Raw genomic sequence first — 17523 nt, 5'->3', positions numbered from 1 at the left:
ACTAAGGAACAGAAGATGGCAATCTTTCGCTAGCGTGTACACATGAACTATCTGTTTACTCTATTGTTCGAGTTGTTTTATGTGCGCTTCTAAGCGTTTTGGATTGGTAATGGTCACTGAACCATATTTCAGTTCTAGCATCCCAATACTCTCCAAATTTTTTAGTACTTTATGAACACTTTGACGAGTTAGCCCCATCATGTTGGCGATATGCTCTCTAGTCACTCTCACGACACACGGCTGAGTATTGATAGCTTGGTTGTGTTGGTATTCAGCAAGCAACAGCAATCTTCTTGCAATCCGCTCTTCGATTCCTCTAATCGCATCATCTTCGATAACAGAAATGGCAGACCATAAGCGGCGGCTAAGTAAGTCGAGAATCGTAGGGTAACTTTGAGGATATTTGGCGAGTAATTGGCGAAATTTATCACCAGGCAGTTCCAGTAAGGTCACGCCCGAATGCGCGGTTGCGCCAAAAATACGGGGCATGCCGGGAGAAAAAACATTGTCTCCAAACCAGCCTCCTGCCTCGAAAATCATTAATGTGACTTCTTTGCCTTTTGAACTCATCGAATTAATTCGTACGGCACCCTGTGCAATGACCATAAGAGAAGATTGAGGTTCCCCTTTATTGCAAATCAGTGCTTTTTCGTCGAAACAGCGAACTTTAGCTATTTGTGCTGCTTCACTAAGTCCTTTCTCGGGCAGCCCTGATAATACAGGACATTTGGCTAATAATGCTTTGACTTCTTCCATGTGCAACCTTACTGCATCCTGCTCTAGCTATTATTTGTGCTGGTTAAGTGGCAAAGTTTATCACTCTTTGATTGCTATGCTTTAGATTGGTTTGGAAAGTGCGGGCGTTGAATAAAAAATGATATGGTATAAACGCTATACAAGAAAACGCCCGCTAAACAGAATGTTAAGCGGGCGCTATAGCGTTCCATCAAATGGAAATTATTTCTGAGTGGCGGCTTTCATCGCTGACACAAAATCACCAAGTTTATCGAGCATAATTTGTGGCTGCTCGACATTCGCTTCAATGATTTTCACCACAGCTGAGCCGGAGATGGCCCCTGCTGCGCCAGACTCTATTGCTTGTTTCACCTGTGCTGGTTCAGAAATACCGAAGCCAAGCAGCGCTGGTGGTGCATCGAACTGGTTTAATCTATCTAACATGTGACCAACTGGCATATTTGCTTTTGTCTCTGCGCCTGTCACGCCAGCACGAGAAAGCAAGTAAGTGTAGCCACCACCCAGTTCTGATACTTGCTTCAGTGTTTCGTCACTTGCCGTTGGCGGTGCGATGAAGATTGGGTGAATACCAAACTTCTCTGCTGCTGCAACAAACTCTGCACTTTCGTTGGTTGGTACGTCTGCAATCAAAACAGAATCGATGCCTGCTTTTGCACAGCGCTCGTAGAAGTTTTCGACACCGCGTGAGTAAACTAGGTTCGCGTACATCAGAAGGCCAATAGGCAGAACTGGGTATTTAGCACGAATCTTACCAATTTCTTCAAAGCAGATATCTGGTGTAGCGCCTGAATCTAGCGCACGAATGTTAGCGCCTTGGATGGTTGGGCCATCTGCAAGCGGATCTGAAAATGGAATACCAAGTTCAAGGGCGTCTGCGCCAGACTCAACGAGGGTTTCCATGATCTTGTAGGATTGTTCTGCGTTTGGATCGCAAACCGTTACGAACGGTACAAATGCGCCTTGGTCTTTTTCGTTTAGGCGCGCAAACATCTTCTCATAACGGCTCATTAAATCACTCCTTTTTCTTCTAGGATGGCGTGTACGGTGAAGATGTCTTTGTCACCACGACCAGATAGGTTTACGACCAATAGTTGTTCTTTCTCAGGATTCTCACGAGCCATGCGCAATGCATGAGCTAGAGCGTGAGAAGACTCTAGAGCTGGGATGATCCCTTCGCTGCGAGCCAGTTCTTGGAATGCCTCGAGCGCTTCGTCGTCCGTTACGTTGTCGTATTCCGCACGGCCAATTGCATTTAGGTGTGCGTGCTGTGGTCCTACAGAAGGGAAATCAAGACCCGCAGATACAGAGTAAGACTCCTCAACTTGGCCGTTAGGATCTTGCATCAATGGCGCTTTCATACCAAAGAAGATGCCCGTTTTGCCATGTTTAAGTGGAGCACCGTGTTGGTCGGTATCGATACCTTTACCTGCTGGCTCAACCCCAATTAGGCGAACGCTTTCTTCTTCGATGAAGTCAGCAAACATACCGATAGCGTTTGAACCACCGCCCACACACGCGATAACGGCATCAGGAAGACGACCTTCACGTGCCAAAATCTGATTCTTCGTTTCTTCACCGATCATTCGTTGGAAATCACGCACGATGGTTGGGAATGGGTGAGGACCAGCTGCTGTACCTAATAGGTAGTGCGCATCTTCATAAGTTGCAGACCAGTCGCGCAGCGCTTCGTTACATGCGTCTTTAAGTGTCGCTGAACCTGAGTGAACCGGAATGACTTCCGCGCCCATTAGCTTCATACGGAATACGTTTGGGCTTTGGCGTTCAACGTCTTTTGCACCCATGTAAACACGACATTTCAGACCAAGTAGCGCACACGCTAGTGCAGTTGCTACGCCGTGTTGACCTGCGCCGGTTTCTGCGATGATTTCGTTTTTACCCATGCGTTTCGCAAGTAGCGCTTGACCCAACACTTGGTTAGTCTTGTGGGCACCACCGTGAAGCAGGTCTTCACGTTTTAGGTACAGTTTGGTTTTCGTACCTTTAGTTAGGTTACGAGTTAGAGTCAAAGCCGTTGGACGGCCCGCATACTCTTGAAGAAGCGTCATGAATTCGCTGCGGAATTCTGGATCTTCTTGCGCGTCGATAAACGCTTGCTCTAGTTGCTCCAGTGCTGGAACTAGAATTTGCGGAACGTACTGACCGCCGTATTCGCCAAAGTAGGCATTCAGTTTTGCCATCGTTATATTCCTTCTCGTATTTTTCGCTACGAATAGCTTTAAATTTTTTAGCTGATGTCCAGCTTTAGTAGTTGCGAATGGCGGTGAAGGCCGCGAGCAACTTCTGTGAATCTTTTTTGCCTGGCGCGCTTTCTACACCAGAGTTTAAATCTAATCCCAAGCAACCTAGTGTCGCTGCTTGTTGAGCATTTTCTGGCGACAGTCCGCCCGCTAGCATAATTTGACTTGGGTCGCCGATCAGTGACCAGTCGAACACTTGACCAGTTCCGCCAGTTTGAGTGCCAACTTGCGCATCTAATAGATGGCGGTCAATGTGGTCTGCAAGCAGTTCTGGCTTGGCATCAGTCACGCCATAAGCTTTCCAAATTTCTACTGTTGTTGGCAGTTCGGCTTTGAGTTGGTTTACGTAAGCTTGGTCTTCTTGACCATGCAATTGCACCGCTTTCAAACCCAGAGAGGTCACCATGGATGCAACAAAATCGATATCGTGATTTTGGAAAACGCCAACGTAATTCAGTGGAGCACCGCTCATGGTTAAGCGAGCACCTTCAAGGTCGACCGCACGCTTCGACTTCTCGACAAAAATCAGGCCACCAAATACCGCGCCAGCTTGATATGCTTTTGCTGAATCATCCGGATGCGTTAAGCCACACACTTTGTTTTCGCCTAACGTCACTTTACGTACTGCAAGTTCAAGGTTGTCTTCCGCCATCAGCGAACTACCAATCAAGAAGCCGTCTGCGTATTCCGCTAAATCACGAACTTGTTGATGCGTATAAATGCCAGACTCTGAAATTACCGTCGCGTTTGGTGCCAGTTCGCGAATGGTCGGTGCCAATTCTTTAGTACGATTCAAATCGGTACTTAGGTCGCGCAAGTTACGGTTATTGATGCCGATAACGCGTGCTCCTAGATTAACGGCACGATGAAGCTCGTCTTCGTTGCTGACTTCGGTCAGAATGCCCATATTCAGGCTGTGAGCTGCTTCTTCTAGCGCTTTGTACTCTTCGTCATTCAGGACTGAAAGCATCAGAAGTACGGCATCAGCACTGTAATGACGTGCTAGGTAAACTTGGTAGGTGTCTACCATGAAGTCTTTGCACAAAACTGGTTGTTTGACTTGACCACGCACTTGAGGAAGAAAGTCAAAGTTACCTTGGAAGTACTTCTCGTCAGTTAGGACTGAAATTGCATCAGCATGGTTGTTGTAAACCGATGCAATGTAATCCAAGTTAAAGTGATCACGAATCAAACCTTTAGAAGGAGATGCCTTCTTACATTCGGTGATGAATGCTGTCTTTTCGCCACTCAGTGCATCGTAGAAGCTGCGATCCGATGGCAGTAAATCAGACTGAAATGTGCTTAGCGGTTGAGATACCTTACGGTCTGCTACCCATTGATATTTGTCGCGGACAATTTTCGCCAGTACTTCTGCCATTTCTGCTTCTTTCTTAGAAACGTGTTCAGACAGATTGTCAGCTTGCTGAGTGTTGAAGTCAGTCATCTTCTTCAATTCCTTAAGCGTGTGCGGCAAGTTGTTGTACCAATTGGTACGCCTTGCCTGAATTCATTGCCTCAATCGCTTGTTGCGTGTTGGCTTTTAAATCTTCGTGGCCGAATAGACGCATTAGCAGAGCTACGTTCACTGCCACTGCGCCCAATTGTGCGTCTGTACCTTTACCCGTCAGAATATTGGTAATGATCGCTTTGTTTTCTTCAGGTTCGCCACCTTTGATGGCTTCTAGCGGGTGAGCTTCTAGACCGAAGTCTGCAGGCGTTAGTTTGTATTCCGTGATCTTACCGTCTTTGATTTCGGCAACGGTTGTTTCACCGTGAATTGCTACTTCGTCCAAACCACTGCCGTGTACGACAGCGGCGCGCTTCATACCCATTTGTAGCATGGTTTCTGCGATAGGACGAACTAGTTCTTCACTGTAAACACCCATCAATTCGATGTTTGGACGAGCTGGGTTAATCAGCGGACCAAGAATGTTAAAGATGGTTCGTGTTTTCATAGTTTGACGCACAGGCATCGCATGGCGCACACCACCGTGGTATTGAGGTGCGAATAGGAAAGCAACACCGATATCGTCGACCGCTTTGCGTGTATCTTCTGCGCTCATGGCTAGGTTGATACCAAATGAATCAAGAAGGTCAGAAGAACCAGATTTGCTTGAAACGCTGCGGTTACCGTGTTTCGCTACTTTCAGACCACATGCTGCAGCAACAAACGCCGCAGTGGTTGAAATGTTGATGGTGTTGTGACCGTCGCCGCCCGTACCTACGATATCTGCGAAATCGTAATCTGGGCGAGGGAATGGGTTTGCATTTGCCAGTAGTGCTTTGGCCGCGCCTGCAATTTCATCTGGCGTTTCGCCTTTGATTTTTAGTGCAGTCAGTGCTGATGCCATCAAAATTGGGTCTAGTTCACCACGGATGATGATGTCAAACAGCTGTTGGCTCTCTTCCTGAGTAAGCGATTCTTGCTCGTACAGTTTGGTAATAATAGGGTTGATGATTGCGTCCATATTTCCTCTCCTAAATTTCTTATGTGCCAAGTGCTTTTTAAGCAGTGAGTGGGTTCACTGAAGTTTGTTCTTCAAGTGCCCATTCAATGGCATTGGCCAACAGTGTTGCTCCGTAGGTCGTCATAATAGATTCCGGGTGGAACTGGAACCCGCAAACTTTATCTTCTTCATGTACAACAGACATCACCAAGTCATCCACTTCTGCCGTGATGGTTAGACTCTCAGGAACCTTGGTCGCAACCAGCGAGTGGTAACGTGCAATCGCAAGTGGTGATGGTAGGTTTTGGTAAATCGCATGGTTTTGGTGCTCCATCATAGACACCTTACCGTGAATGATTTCTCCTGCACCAGCAACAGTGCCGCCGTACGCTTCAACAATCGCTTGGTGACCAAGACAAATACCGATCATCGGAACTTTGCCTTTCATGCGTTGGATAAGCTCTGGCATTGAGCCTGCTTCTGAAGGAGCACCAGGGCCGGGCGATAGCAGAACCACTGGGTTTTCAAGCTCGTTTACCGCTTGTTCGATGGTTTCTGCTGGGATGTTGTTTCGGTAAATTTTGACTGAGTGACCTAGCGAGCGGAACTGATCCACAAGGTTGTAGGTGAACGAGTCAAAGTTGTCGATAAAAATGATATTAGCCATCTCTGAACCCTATTCCTTATTGTGACTTATGCGCTGCTTGGATAGCAGAGATTACCGCTTGTGCTTTGCCGCGCGTTTCGTCTGCTTCCGCTTGTGGATCAGAGTCGAACACCACGCCAGCACCAGCTTGAACTTGAGCAATGCCGTTCTCAACGTAAGCTGAGCGAATTACGATACATGTGTCGAGTGTACCTTCGCCGGTAAGGTAACCCACAGCACCGCCGTAGCTACCGCGTCGTGCGCCTTCTACATCGCGAATCAACTGCATTGCACGAATCTTTGGTGCGCCAGTGAGCGTGCCCATGTTCATACAAGCTTGGTATGCGTGCAGGGCGTCTAGGTCTTCACGCAGTTGACCAACCACACGAGATACTAAGTGCATTACGTGGCTGTAGCGGTCGACTTTTAGTAGGTCTGCTACGTGGCGAGTGCCAGCTTGAGCAATACGAGCGACGTCGTTACGTGCTAAGTCAACCAACATCATGTGTTCTGCGTTTTCTTTCATGTCGGTGCGCAGTTCAAGTTCGATGCGGCTATCTAGGTCGAAATCGATCTCTCCATTCGGGCGTTTACCACGGCGACGTGTGCCTGCAATTGGGTAGATTTCAATTTGGTTGGTGTCGGTTTCGTACTTAAGCGCGCTTTCTGGTGATGCGCCAAACAAAGTGAACAGCTCATCTTGCATGTAGAACATGTAAGGGCTTGGGTTACTTTGTTTCAGTTCTTTGTAAGCCGCGAGTGGAGAAGGGCAAGGTAGAGTGAATCGGCGAGATGGTACAACTTGGAACACATCGCCTTTCACTACGAACTCTTTTAAGTCGCGAACAGTTTGGCAGAAGTCTGCATCAGACACGCTAGGCTCTACCGTTACATCTGTTATTTGCTCTGCATTTGGCAGCAGTTTTGGCGCTGCGCATTGTGCACAGATTTCTGCAATACGAGTCTCTAACGCTGTTTTCTCTGAACCGTCAACAAACAACGTCGCTTGAAGCTGGCAAGATTCCGTTTGATGGTCGACAACCAGCAGTGTTTCGGCGACGTAGAAAACGTAATCTGGACATTGATTGGTTGCTTCTGCATTACCAAGCGGCTCGAAGTTTGCGACTAAGTCGTAGGCAAACAGACCGCCAAGGAAAATAGTGTGTTTGTCTTGCTGTGAAACATCGAAGCTGTGTTGCACTAAACGTAGTGCGTCAAAAGAAGAAGCTTCACGTAGTCGAGAGTCCTCATCTAACGTGTCGCATGGCTGGCTAAACTCCAAAGTCAGCGTTTCGCCATCGAACTTACTTTCAACGTCACCACGGATGTTCTGGTTTAGGTGAGACAGTAGGTTTTTACCGTTGTTGGTCAAGGCGTGCATGCTAACAGTGTGGCCGTAACAAACGATGCGCACCGCTGAATCTACGATTAAAAGTGATTTTAGATTCTGTTTCGAATCAATTTCAGCGGATTCGAGAAGCAAGCTATCTCTTTTGTTCTCACAAATGGTATGGAACAAACGTGTTGGGTCTTGAGTGTAAGGAACCGAAGTCTTTAATACTTCTAGGCATCCAAGTTTCTTGATTTCTATGGCCTTATTCACAAGACCTCCTTGTAGCTGTCTAAATCTTCCTGCCGTACATAGTCGCATAAAGCAAACGTTCTCCCAATCTAGAGTTAGCCATATTCGATTAATGTTTAGGCAGTTGAATGTGAAATGAGCAACAAAACAAAAAAGCCCGCTTAAGTAGCGGGCTTTACAACGTTTGGTTCTATAAACTAGAAGTATACGTTTGCCCACCAAGAACTAGTCCAAGTGCGCCACCAAGCAAGATCTGATGAGTTTGTCTTATTAAGACAAACCGCAACTTTCGCTTTTTGGTTTTGGTTAAATTCTTGTAACATGGTGAACCTTAAATTACGTACTTTGTATTTATGTACTAGTTAACTAGTGCGAGAGTAAAAAGTCAACCCCAAAACAGCATTAAAACGATAAAAATATGAGAATTGATTTACATAGTCACACCACTGCATCGGACGGTCGGTTAGAGCCTAAAGATTTAGTGGAAAGGGCGCTGAGTTTTGATATCGAGGTTTTGGCGATCACTGATCACGATACGGTTGACGGTTTGGCGTTAGCCAAGCAACACGTTCAAGACAATAATTTACCGATCAAAATCATCAACGGCATTGAGATATCGACTGTCTGGCAAAACAAAGACATTCATATTGTCGGTTTGAATATCGATCCGGAAAATGAACAATTATCCGCCCTCATCGAGCAGCAGAAGCAGCACCGCATAACAAGGTCAGAGTTAATTGCAGAGCGACTACAAAAAGCAACTCGGGAAGGTGTGCTCGAAGAAGTAAGGCAGATCGCCGGTGATGCGCCTGTTACGAGAGCGCACTTCGCGAAATGGTTGGTGGATAATGGTTACGCAAAAACCATGCAAATGGTGTTTAAAAAATACCTAACGCGTAATAACCCAGGTTATGTACCACCGAATTGGTGCTCGATGAAAGATGCGGTTGATGCTATCCATGCTGCTGGTGGTTTGGCGGTATTAGCGCATCCTGGAAGATATAAGTTGACAGCGAAGTGGATTAAGCGTCTTCTAGCAGCGTTTGTAGAAGCAAACGGCGATGCGATGGAAGTTGCACAGCCACAGCAAGCGCAACAAGAAAGGCGCAACTTGGCTGATTATGCTATACAATACAAACTATTAGCGTCTCAAGGCAGTGATTTTCACTACCCATCCCCTTGGATGGAGCTAGGAAGGAACCTTTGGTTGCCCGCAGGCGTCGAACCAGTTTGGAAAGATTGGGGTATTGATCCTTCGTTGGATATATCAAAGTAACCTCAAAGCGTGGGTTTCAGCATCAAATAACTGGAAAGTGTATATTGGGTATTAATGTGGCTTTCCTTGTCGTTGGAACTGAACAACACTTTGAATCTTGAAGTCACTTGATAAAACACAACAAGGCGGCATTCAAGCTCCACATAAGAATATAGAGCCGAGAGGCTCGATAATGAGGAATTACAATGAGCCAGTTTTTTTACGTTCACCCAGAAAACCCACAGGCTCGCTTGATTAATCAAGCAGTAGCAATCATTCGTAACGGCGGCGTTGTGGTGTACCCTACCGATTCAGGGTACGCACTTGGCTGTCAGTTGGAGAACAAACAGGCACTGGAACGAATCTGTCAGATCCGTCGTCTCGATGATAAGCATAACTTTACTTTATTGTGTCGTGATTTGTCGGAACTTTCTCTATATGCGCGAGTGGATAACTCTGCATTCCGACTACTGAAAAACAACACACCAGGTCCTTACACCTTCATCTTCAAAGGCACGAAAGAAGTGCCGCGTCGTTTGATGAACGCGAAACGTAAGACCATCGGTATCCGTGTTCCAGACAATCAAATTGCCTTGGACTTATTGGAAGCATTAGGTGAACCGATGATGTCTACGTCGTTGATTCTACCTGGCAGTGACGTAACAGAGTCTGATCCGGAAGATATTCGCGATAAATTAGAACATGCGGTTGATGTGATTCTTAATGGCGGTTACTTAGGTGAACAGCCTACGACCGTCATTGATTTTAGCGAAGGTGAACCTGTTGTGGTGCGTTTGGGATCAGGTGACCCAGCACCATTCGAATAATTCGATTAATAGACGTACACCACCGTCAAACAAAATAGGAGGCATCACGCCTCCTATTTTAGTTGTCATATCGAATATCTCATTGAACTTAACTGTTTGAGATTAAGCGAAATCGAAAATGTCGATACCATTTTGTTCAGCATAGTTGATGTATGCAGAGCTCACGCCGTTTAGTGTCACTTCAACATTGTATTCATCACTAGAGAATACCGCCCAACCACACTCGTTGTAAGATAAAGTAAGATCATCCGCTGAATCTAAGAACGTATCGCGAATGCCATCATTGTCGGTGTCTCTGCCCATATCGAAGACAAGTTTGTCATGAAAAATATTAAAATCGACAATATCGGCTTTAATATCAATATCGTTGGAGGATACAGGTTGATCCGGTACACCAATAGCCAGGCGGTTTGTAAGCACGAAAGTGTCGTCTCCACAGCCGCCGCTCAGTACTGATTCACCATCGCCAACGACGAGCGTGTCGTTACCCCAACCCCCACTCAAGTAGTTGTTGCCTGAGTAATCAAAAATTGTATCATCGCCACAACCACCAAAGAGCTTGTCATTTCCTAATCCGCCCGATAGGAAGTCGTTGCCAAAGCCGCCAGAAACAAAGTCGTTCCCTCGGCCACCGAGCAAGGTATCGTCTCCCCAGCCCCCGAAGACAACATCATTGCCTCCGTATCCTACGAACTTATCATCACCACAGAAGCCGAAGAAAATATCGGTTGTTTCAGACCCTTTTGTACCGGTCATATCGTCATCTTGAGATGTCCCAAAAATCCAATTTAGGTCTAGATTTAGCATAGACATTGTTCTATTCCTTTTTGTCTGATTTATGCCAATCGCCGAAAATGCAGAGCTAATCTAGCTAGTTAAAATACACGATAACGTTAGTGTCATTTTTAATAGTAAATAGTGACTTACCGATGCTTCTTTCTTGCTATGAGTGCTCATTTATCCACGATGATTGGTATTACTTAGCAGCAAACTGGGACTGTTTATTCTTCGTTGCCTTTAAAGCAACACGAACAGTAAACACACCCCAAGTGGTTATCGTTGTAACCCTGACAATTTTATCAGGTACTGCACGGTTAAAGTGGCTCGGGAAGACCGATATTAGTGGGATTCTCGCTGGGCAATATCAGCATTAAGTAGGAAAAAAGTTGCAGAATAGAGTAAATATTTTCGACGTTTTAAAGTGAATTTTTGGTGTGGAGAATGGCGCCGATTTAGCTTACATTAACTGAGAAAGTTACGTATAATGTCGGACCGAAAAATCCCACTGAAATGGGTAATCAGCAAAATACAGACCAATCCTGGTCTAGACGTCTGTGAAGACGACACATAGGTAGATAAATGAGCGAAAAGTTACAAAAAGTATTAGCACGTGCTGGTCACGGTTCTCGTCGTGAGATTGAATCGTTAATTAAATCTGGTCGCGTTAGCGTGAACGGTGTAGTCGCTAAGCTTGGTGAAAGACTTGAAGACGAGAGCAGCGTAGTTCGTATCGATGGTCACATTGTCTCTGCAAAGATTCAAGAAGAAGTGATTTGTCGTGTACTTGCGTACTACAAACCCGAGGGTGAACTGTGTACTCGTCACGATCCAGAAGGTCGTCGTACTGTTTTTGATCGTCTGCCAAAAATTCGTGGCTCTCGTTGGATTTCAGTTGGTCGTCTGGATGCGAACACTTCTGGTCTTCTGCTTTTCACAACGGATGGTGAACTGGCGAACCGCTTAATGCACCCAAGCCGCCAAGTTGAACGTGAATACCTAGTACGTGTGTTCGGTGAAGTAACTGAACAGAAAGTTCGTAATCTAGTAAAAGGTGTTGAACTGGAAGACGGTTTAGCTCGCTTCGAAGATGTTGTTTACGCGGGTGGTGAAGGCATGAACCACACGTTTTACGTTGTTATCAACGAAGGTCGTAACCGCGAAGTTCGTCGACTATGGGAATCGCAAGAGTGTACCGTTAGTCGTCTGAAACGTGTTCGTTACGGCGACATTTTCTTAGACAAGAAACTGCCTCGTGGCGGTTGGATGGAGCTTGACCTGAAAGAAGTAAACTACTTGCGTGAGCTTGTAGAGCTTCGTCCAGAGAAAGAAACCATGCTTGATCTGAACAAAGACAACACGTCACGCAAACGTGAGCGTGCACGCAGCCAAAAAATTCGTCGCGCAGTTAAGCGCCATGAAGAACGCGTTAACACGCCAAAAGGCCGCAGCAACAACCCTTCTCGTCGTAAGCCGAAGAAGACTGCTGGAGACCAAGGCGCACGTAACAAGCATCGTTAATCGATAGCAAAACATCAGAAAGGCTTGCCAATTCGGCAAGCCTTTTTCTTATCTGTTACATAACAAAAGGATCTAAAGCCGATATAGAGCAGGGTGCTTTGGATAAACAAAAACAACAGATAAAAAACACCAGCACTAGGCTGGTATTTTTGTTCATGATGAAGAAACGTTAATCGCGTTTCCAAAGCATATGGCAGAACTTATGTTCAGGGTCTCGGCTGATTAGCATACGAGCAAATACGTCATCAAGAACGTCATTTTCCTCATTTACTAGGCCGATACGAACCTCTGCATATACTTCTTTGTCGATCTCAAAGCCAACATGTTCAACCCAGTCATCACCAGTTTCAACAAGTTCTGCGGCACCACGATCTTCAAATTGCGCAGTAAACAGAATCACGTCAGCAGGCTCTAGATTATCTGGAGCCATTTCAAGGAAAATGTCGTACGCTGCGTCGATGACGTCGTCGTAAGAAATCAAATCAGACATGCTTATGCTCGGCTCATGTATTTACGTTCAGCTGTGTTAATGATAACACGGTCACCAGTTGCAATGTACTCAGGAACCTGGATGACAAGACCTGAAGCGAAGCGTGCTGGTTTAGTACGAGCAGATGCAGAAGCACCTTTGATTGACGGGTCAGTTTCTTCAATCACTAGCTCAACAGAAGATGGTAGTTCAATACCCACAGCAGCACCGTTAACAAGGATAATGTGGATACCTTGTGTATCTTCGTTGATGAACAGCATGTCGTCTTCAACTTCATTGTGCTTGAATGTGTATTGTGAGTAGTCTTCGTTATCCATGAAGATGTGCTCATCGCCGTCAGCGTATGAGTACACAACTGCACGTTTGTTCATTTCTACCGTTTCAACAACGTCATCAGACTTGTAACGCTCATCTACACGTGCGCCCGTGTTTAGATCTGTACAACGCATTTTGTAGATTTTAGCGCCGCCACGACCGCCAGGAGTCGTTACTTCGATGTCTTTAACTAGAAGAGTTTTACCATTAGACTCGATTGCGAAGCCTTTTTTGATTTCACTTGCCTTTGGCATTGTATATTCCTATTCATACTTATTAAGCAAAACTCGGTGATTATAGCGCTAAGTTAGCCGCCTAGCATTAAAATTCATTGCAGAAATTTGTTGTTACTCCCATGACTAAACACCTGAATGGACTTGATTCAGTGAGTCGGCTAAGAGAACATATAGCTCAACTTCTTGAACCATCTGAGATCACGTTTTAAGTCATGTCTCTGCCTGTTATCGATCCTAAACAACCATTTCAACCAGAGTTTGCGCCTTTAATTAGAGAAGTCACCGCTTGTCTCAAAGGTGGACTGGGGCAAAACTTACACAGCGTTTATGTATACGGTAGCGTCGCTCGCAAAACAGCGGTCGCTGGGAGGTCGAACTTAGACCTGGTTGTCGTTACTCAATCATCCTTTGAGCACAATCGCGCGACTTTGCTCAACACAATTAAGTGGCGTGCGCAGCAGAGTTACCCTCAAGTTAATGGTGTATCGGTCCGTACAGCCTTAGTGAGCGAAGTAGCTAATTTAGATAGTATTTTCACTTGGGGCTTTATGCTTAAGCATTGCTGTGTCTGTGTTTATGGTGATGATCTAGCAGACTGTTTTGGTGATTACGTCCCAAGTTGGGAAATTGCTAAGCACTGGAATATGGATGTGGAAGATTGGATTACGGTGTATCGCAAAAAAATCGTACAAGCGAAGACGATAGAAGAGCAGGTGGCCGCCCAGCGCGTGATTGCTAAAAAGTTACTAAGAGCGTCATACTCTTTGGTGATGTATCGAGATAAACGTTGGTTTGATGACCCTATACAATGTGGCAAGGTATTCTTAACTTATCATCCTGAAAAGCAGCTTGAGATCGAGCGGCTAGAAATTTTACTGTCTGGCCGGGGTATTCCCAAGCGTTCTGTTATCGGGCTAATTGATGCGTTTGGTGATTGGTTAGTCAAACAGTACCAGAAAACAGAGTTTCGTATCGGTTAAAACAACCCCATTTGAGGTGCTGAAAGCCTGTCAAAATCCGTCCCAATGAAAGGGAGAATCGCATCTGCAACGGGTTTGAGTTGTTTATCAATGTAATGTTGATAATCAATCGGGCTATTGAGGTACTCATAAGGTTCAGGACCGTTCACGGTTATAATGTATTCAATTCGTCCTTTGTTTTGATACTGTAATGGGCGTCCAAGCTTGGCATTTATCTCATCCGCTAAACGAGCTGCACGTACTTGTGGCGGGACGTTCTTCTGATACTCATGCAGCTTTCTGCGCAGTCGCTTTTGATACACTAATTGTTCATCAAATTCACCGTTATTGGTTTTCTCAACCATTTCTCGGACATAGTGGCTTGGGTCTTCACCATGGAAAATCATTCTATAGAGCGTATTTTGAAATTTCTGTGCTAACGAGGTCCAGTCAGTACGGGCACTTTCTAACCCTTTAAATACAATCCGTTCTTGCTTTCCTTCACCGATTAAACCCGCATAGCGCTTTTTCGAGCCAGTTTCTGCGCCACGAATCGTTGGCATAAGGAATCTGCGATAATGGGTTTCATACTCGATTTCCAACATAGATGTTAGGTTGTACTCAGAACGCAGGTGTTCTTGCCACCAAGAGTTGATGTAATCAACTAATTGATTTCCAACAGCGTCAGCTTCTACTTGACTGTATGGTCGATTCAACGACACGAATGTGGAATCCGTATCGCCGTAAATCACTTGATATCCTTGCTCCTCAATCAGCACCTTAGTTTGCTTCATGATTTCATGTCCGCGCATGGTAATACTAGAAGCTAACCGAGTATCAAAGAAACGACATCCCGATGAGCCCAGTACGCCATAAAAGGAGTTCATGATGATTTTGATTGCCTGAGAAAAAGCTTTTTCATTGTTCTTCTTTGCAACATCACGTGCTGCCCAAAGCTTTTCAATCATTTCTGGTAAAAAGTGTTTCGTACGATGGAACTGCCCACCGCGAAAGCCAGGTACAGCCTGATTTTCTTCTTTTCCAATATCGAGCAATAACCCCTCAACTAAACCCATAGGATCAATCAAGAAAGAGCGAATAATCGATGGATATAGACTCTTAAAATCCAATACTAAAACAGAATCATATAGGTTAGGGATGGAGTCCATCACGTAACCGCCGGGGCTCGCAATCCAATTTTCTGGGTGTAGGTTCGGGGCAACATAGCCTGCGCGGTGTATTTGCGGCATGTATAAGTTAGTGAATGCCGCTACCGAGCCACCGACACGATCCAGTTCTACACCAGTGAGGCGAGAGCGTTCAATGGCAAAGTCGAGCAGGTGAGTGTGATTGAAAATCTTGTTCACCAACACGCAGTCTTGTAAGTTATATTTAGCCAGCGATGGTTTGTCGGAGCGGTACATACGATTGATTTCATCCATACGGTCATGAACGTTGTGGATTTCTTTCCCTTCCCCCAAGAGTTCTTGAGATACAGACTCTAATGACCAAGACCGAAAGTGATAAGTCGCCGTTTTTAACGTATCGATACCGTCCATTACAACTCGCCCGGGAATGGAAATAAACCCTTGTTGGCTTTGAGATGAACTTCTGAAAAAGCTGGCTTGGTCTGCTCTGCCAAGCATTAGCTTCATGTTGTGCCATTCTGCTCGTTTGTGTAGCAGGCGAAAGTCAAAATCAATGACGTTCCAACCGACAATGACATCGGGGTCGAATTGTTTAAACCAATCGATGAGTGCTTCTAGAAGCGCCTTTTCATCCTGGACCCATTGTATCGGTGTATCCGAAGGTTCTGGTTCTCCGATCATGATAACGCGGGAATCCATGACGCTGTCTAATCCGATGGAGTAAAGAATGCCTTTCTCAGAGCATTCTAGATCTAACGAGACAACGTTTAACTTCGGCTCATATTGCCCCGTACGGCATTTTGCGTTCTGGACGCGTTGGTAGCCATTGATACGAGTCACATTGCCTGTAAATTCAATACTACCTTTAATAAAACGCTCCATGAGGTAGCGATCGGCGAGGCGAATATCACTTTCGTAAGTGGTGATATCATTTTGAGCGAACGTGTCTTTAAGTGTGAGAGCGTCTCTGGTTACGTTGGTATAGCATGCAGAAAGAGGCGTATGTTCAAACGTTTTGAGATCCAAAAAGCGGATGTCGACGGGTATGTTTTTTTCTCGCGCGAGTGTTTTTGCTTGCTCTGAGTGTTTCTGAGCGATGAAAAATACTGGCTTCTCACCATTAATAAGTAACTGAGTAGGACCTGCTTCTGTCGAAAGCCACAGCTCGATTTGAGTTTGACCTTTGATGTCTCGCGCCTGTCGAGTAAGCAGAAAGCCTTGTTGGATATTCAAATGTGAGAAACCTTAGAAAACTTGAAGAACGCTAGTTTAACATTAAGAACTGTAAAAATAACCAGTAAAGAAAACGGTTCAAATTTTTGCTGGAATTAGTGATTACAAGTTAACCTCTGGTGCAAGAGGGACAGTGTCACTTTAAGTTATAGCGTGTTTCTCTGGGCAATATGAAACCTAGTTACTTGATTTATTGTACTTAATGTTGTTAATTGTCTTTTCTTAGATTTCGGTTCTGCTCATCACGCTCTAAAATAATAGAGTGGTTTATGAATAAGTTCTTGCTAAAGTTTGCGTTTCAGCACATATTCATAGAAAGCAATTTTTTGTCGATTACGTTAGTATATAGGCAGTCATACTGATATCCACATTTAACAAATAATGGTTATGTGGGTGCAGAACCAATACAAAGTGTGGAGATACAAGTTTGATAAATGTTTTCCTTGTAGATGATCACGAGCTGGTTCGCACAGGGATACGACGTATTATTGAAGACGTCCGTGGAATGAACGTAGCAGGAGAAGCTGACAGCGGTGAAGATGCAGTAAAATGGTGTCGCAGTAATCATGCTGACGTCGTTTTAATGGACATGAACATGCCAGGAATTGGTGGCTTGGAAGCCACTAAAAAAATTCTTCGCGTGAATCCTGATGTGAAAATCATCGTACTTACCGTTCATACAGAAAACCCGTTTCCAACCAAGGTGATGCAGGCAGGTGCGTCTGGTTATTTAACCAAAGGTGCTGGCCCTGATGAAATGGTGAATGCGATTCGTGTAGTTAATAGTGGGCAGCGTTACATCTCACCAGAGATTGCGCAGCAGATGGCATTGAGTCAATTTTCTCCAGCCTCTGAGAACCCTTTTAAAGACTTATCCGAACGTGAATTGCAGATCATGCTTATGATCACCAAAGGCCAAAAGGTAACGGATATTTCTGAGCAACTTAATTTAAGTCCAAAGACAGTCAACAGCTATCGCTACCGACTCTTTAGTAAATTGGACATTAATGGTGACGTTGAGTTAACTCACTTAGCGATTCGCCACGGAATGCTGGACACCGAGACCCTTTAGC

At 45.2% G+C, this 17523-nt stretch carries 18 protein-coding genes and 1 other annotated feature; of the genes, 6 read left to right on the top strand and 12 right to left on the bottom strand.

All coding sequences use genetic code 11. The features are described from left to right. Nucleotides 1–60: 60 nt before the first annotated feature. The 8 genes from L3V27_RS15820 to L3V27_RS15785 form a co-directional block, all read right to left on the bottom strand. Nucleotides 61–756, bottom strand: a complete 696-nt coding sequence (locus L3V27_RS15820; protein ID WP_006743300.1) for a Crp/Fnr family transcriptional regulator — start codon at nt 754–756, stop codon at nt 61–63. A gap of 201 nt (nt 757–957) precedes the next feature. After that, nucleotides 958–1764, bottom strand: coding sequence for a tryptophan synthase subunit alpha (trpA, locus tag L3V27_RS15815; protein WP_237312287.1), 807 nt, complete (start codon nt 1762–1764; stop codon nt 958–960). Further along, nucleotides 1764–2954 (bottom strand): tryptophan synthase subunit beta, encoded by a 1191-nt coding sequence (gene trpB / locus L3V27_RS15810; RefSeq protein WP_005394827.1) that lies wholly within the window; start codon nt 2952–2954, stop codon nt 1764–1766. The genes trpA and trpB overlap by 1 nt, the downstream gene beginning before the upstream one ends. 64 nt (nt 2955–3018) lie before the next feature. After that, nucleotides 3019–4458, bottom strand: a complete 1440-nt coding sequence (gene trpCF, locus L3V27_RS15805) for a bifunctional indole-3-glycerol-phosphate synthase TrpC/phosphoribosylanthranilate isomerase TrpF (RefSeq protein WP_193447744.1) — start codon at nt 4456–4458, stop codon at nt 3019–3021. Nucleotides 4459–4471: 13 nt separating this feature from the next. Continuing rightward, a complete protein-coding gene (trpD, locus tag L3V27_RS15800) occupies nt 4472–5482 on the bottom strand; it encodes an anthranilate phosphoribosyltransferase (RefSeq protein ID WP_237312286.1) in 1011 nt (336 codons plus the stop codon). A 37-nt stretch (nt 5483–5519) separates the two neighbouring features. After that, nucleotides 5520–6128 (bottom strand): aminodeoxychorismate/anthranilate synthase component II, encoded by a 609-nt coding sequence (locus L3V27_RS15795; protein WP_104971910.1) that lies wholly within the window; start codon nt 6126–6128, stop codon nt 5520–5522. A gap of 16 nt (nt 6129–6144) precedes the next feature. Beyond that, a complete protein-coding gene (locus L3V27_RS15790; protein WP_237312284.1) occupies nt 6145–7710 on the bottom strand; it encodes an anthranilate synthase component 1 in 1566 nt (521 codons plus the stop codon). Between the two features lie 126 nt (nt 7711–7836). Continuing rightward, nucleotides 7837–7940: a sequence feature (Trp leader region), on the bottom strand. Further along, nucleotides 7887–8012, bottom strand: a complete 126-nt coding sequence (locus L3V27_RS15785) for a trp operon leader peptide (protein ID WP_005394819.1) — start codon at nt 8010–8012, stop codon at nt 7887–7889. Its footprint overlaps the feature before it by 54 nt. A 95-nt stretch (nt 8013–8107) precedes the next feature. Between L3V27_RS15785 and L3V27_RS15780 the strand changes: the two genes are divergently transcribed. Next, entirely contained in the window at nt 8108–8965 is an 858-nt protein-coding gene (locus L3V27_RS15780; protein ID WP_005394817.1) for a PHP domain-containing protein, read from the top strand. A 185-nt stretch (nt 8966–9150) separates the two neighbouring features. Then, nucleotides 9151–9771 carry an L-threonylcarbamoyladenylate synthase gene (locus L3V27_RS15775; RefSeq protein WP_005376791.1) on the top strand — a complete coding sequence of 207 codons (621 nt, stop codon included), beginning with the start codon at nt 9151–9153 and terminating at the stop codon, nt 9769–9771. A 102-nt stretch (nt 9772–9873) separates the two neighbouring features. Here the strand turns inward: L3V27_RS15775 and L3V27_RS15770 are convergent, their stop codons facing one another. Next, on the bottom strand, nt 9874–10584 hold the full coding sequence (locus tag L3V27_RS15770) for a calcium-binding protein (RefSeq protein WP_005394815.1): 711 nt from the start codon (nt 10582–10584) through the stop codon (nt 9874–9876). 83 nt (nt 10585–10667) lie between these two features. Here L3V27_RS15770 and L3V27_RS15765 point away from each other — a divergent pair, with 83 nt between their 5' ends. Both L3V27_RS15765 and rluB read left to right on the top strand, forming a co-directional pair. After that, nucleotides 10668–10925, top strand: coding sequence for a hypothetical protein (locus tag L3V27_RS15765; RefSeq protein WP_237312282.1), 258 nt, complete (start codon nt 10668–10670; stop codon nt 10923–10925). A 205-nt stretch (nt 10926–11130) separates the two neighbouring features. Beyond that, nucleotides 11131–12069, top strand: a complete 939-nt coding sequence (rluB, locus tag L3V27_RS15760; RefSeq protein ID WP_005376798.1) for a 23S rRNA pseudouridine(2605) synthase RluB — start codon at nt 11131–11133, stop codon at nt 12067–12069. A 169-nt stretch (nt 12070–12238) separates the two neighbouring features. Here the strand turns inward: rluB and L3V27_RS15755 are convergent, their stop codons facing one another. Next, complete coding sequence (locus L3V27_RS15755; RefSeq protein ID WP_005376800.1) at nt 12239–12559, bottom strand: HI1450 family dsDNA-mimic protein; 321 nt, start codon at nt 12557–12559, stop codon at nt 12239–12241. 2 nt (nt 12560–12561) lie between these two features. Next, nucleotides 12562–13128: an elongation factor P-like protein YeiP gene (yeiP, locus tag L3V27_RS15750; RefSeq protein WP_005376801.1), complete on the bottom strand. Its 567-nt coding sequence runs from the start codon at nt 13126–13128 to the stop codon at nt 12562–12564. A 194-nt stretch (nt 13129–13322) separates the two neighbouring features. Between yeiP and L3V27_RS15745 the strand changes: the two genes are divergently transcribed. Continuing rightward, nucleotides 13323–14090, top strand: a complete 768-nt coding sequence (locus tag L3V27_RS15745; protein ID WP_012841624.1) for a hypothetical protein — start codon at nt 13323–13325, stop codon at nt 14088–14090. Here L3V27_RS15745 and L3V27_RS15740 read toward each other — a convergent pair. After that, entirely contained in the window at nt 14087–16450 is a 2364-nt protein-coding gene (locus L3V27_RS15740) for a DNA polymerase II (RefSeq protein ID WP_237312280.1), read from the bottom strand. The genes L3V27_RS15745 and L3V27_RS15740 overlap by 4 nt on opposite strands. A gap of 427 nt (nt 16451–16877) precedes the next feature. Between L3V27_RS15740 and uvrY the strand changes: the two genes are divergently transcribed. Beyond that, entirely contained in the window at nt 16878–17522 is a 645-nt protein-coding gene (gene uvrY, locus L3V27_RS15735; protein WP_005386783.1) for a UvrY/SirA/GacA family response regulator transcription factor, read from the top strand. The last annotated feature ends 1 nt before the right edge of the window (nt 17523 follow it).

The sequence above is a fragment of the Vibrio sp. J2-3(2022) genome (assembly GCF_021725735.1).
Lineage (GTDB): Bacteria > Pseudomonadota > Gammaproteobacteria > Enterobacterales > Vibrionaceae > Vibrio > Vibrio diabolicus.
The sequence above is the reverse complement of the archived record's forward strand: the minus strand, read 5'-3'. Positions and strand labels throughout refer to the sequence as shown.

Coding starts and splice junctions, on each gene's coding strand:
- rluB (WP_005376798.1), top strand. CDS start 11,131: ATGAGCGAAAAGTTACAAAAAGTATTAGCACGTGCTGGTCACGGTTCT.
- trpD (WP_237312286.1), bottom strand. CDS start 5,482: ATGGACGCAATCATCAACCCTATTATTACCAAACTGTACGAGCAAGAA.
- L3V27_RS15785 (WP_005394819.1), bottom strand. CDS start 8,012: ATGTTACAAGAATTTAACCAAAACCAAAAAGCGAAAGTTGCGGTTTGT.
- L3V27_RS15775 (WP_005376791.1), top strand. CDS start 9,151: ATGAGCCAGTTTTTTTACGTTCACCCAGAAAACCCACAGGCTCGCTTG.
- trpA (WP_237312287.1), bottom strand. CDS start 1,764: ATGAGCCGTTATGAGAAGATGTTTGCGCGCCTAAACGAAAAAGACCAA.
- L3V27_RS15820 (WP_006743300.1), bottom strand. CDS start 756: ATGGAAGAAGTCAAAGCATTATTAGCCAAATGTCCTGTATTATCAGGG.
- L3V27_RS15745 (WP_012841624.1), top strand. CDS start 13,323: ATGTCTCTGCCTGTTATCGATCCTAAACAACCATTTCAACCAGAGTTT.
- L3V27_RS15795 (WP_104971910.1), bottom strand. CDS start 6,128: ATGGCTAATATCATTTTTATCGACAACTTTGACTCGTTCACCTACAAC.
- L3V27_RS15755 (WP_005376800.1), bottom strand. CDS start 12,559: ATGTCTGATTTGATTTCTTACGACGACGTCATCGACGCAGCGTACGAC.
- trpCF (WP_193447744.1), bottom strand. CDS start 4,458: ATGACTGACTTCAACACTCAGCAAGCTGACAATCTGTCTGAACACGTT.
- L3V27_RS15780 (WP_005394817.1), top strand. CDS start 8,108: ATGAGAATTGATTTACATAGTCACACCACTGCATCGGACGGTCGGTTA.
- yeiP (WP_005376801.1), bottom strand. CDS start 13,128: ATGCCAAAGGCAAGTGAAATCAAAAAAGGCTTCGCAATCGAGTCTAAT.
- trpB (WP_005394827.1), bottom strand. CDS start 2,954: ATGGCAAAACTGAATGCCTACTTTGGCGAATACGGCGGTCAGTACGTT.
- L3V27_RS15770 (WP_005394815.1), bottom strand. CDS start 10,584: ATGTCTATGCTAAATCTAGACCTAAATTGGATTTTTGGGACATCTCAA.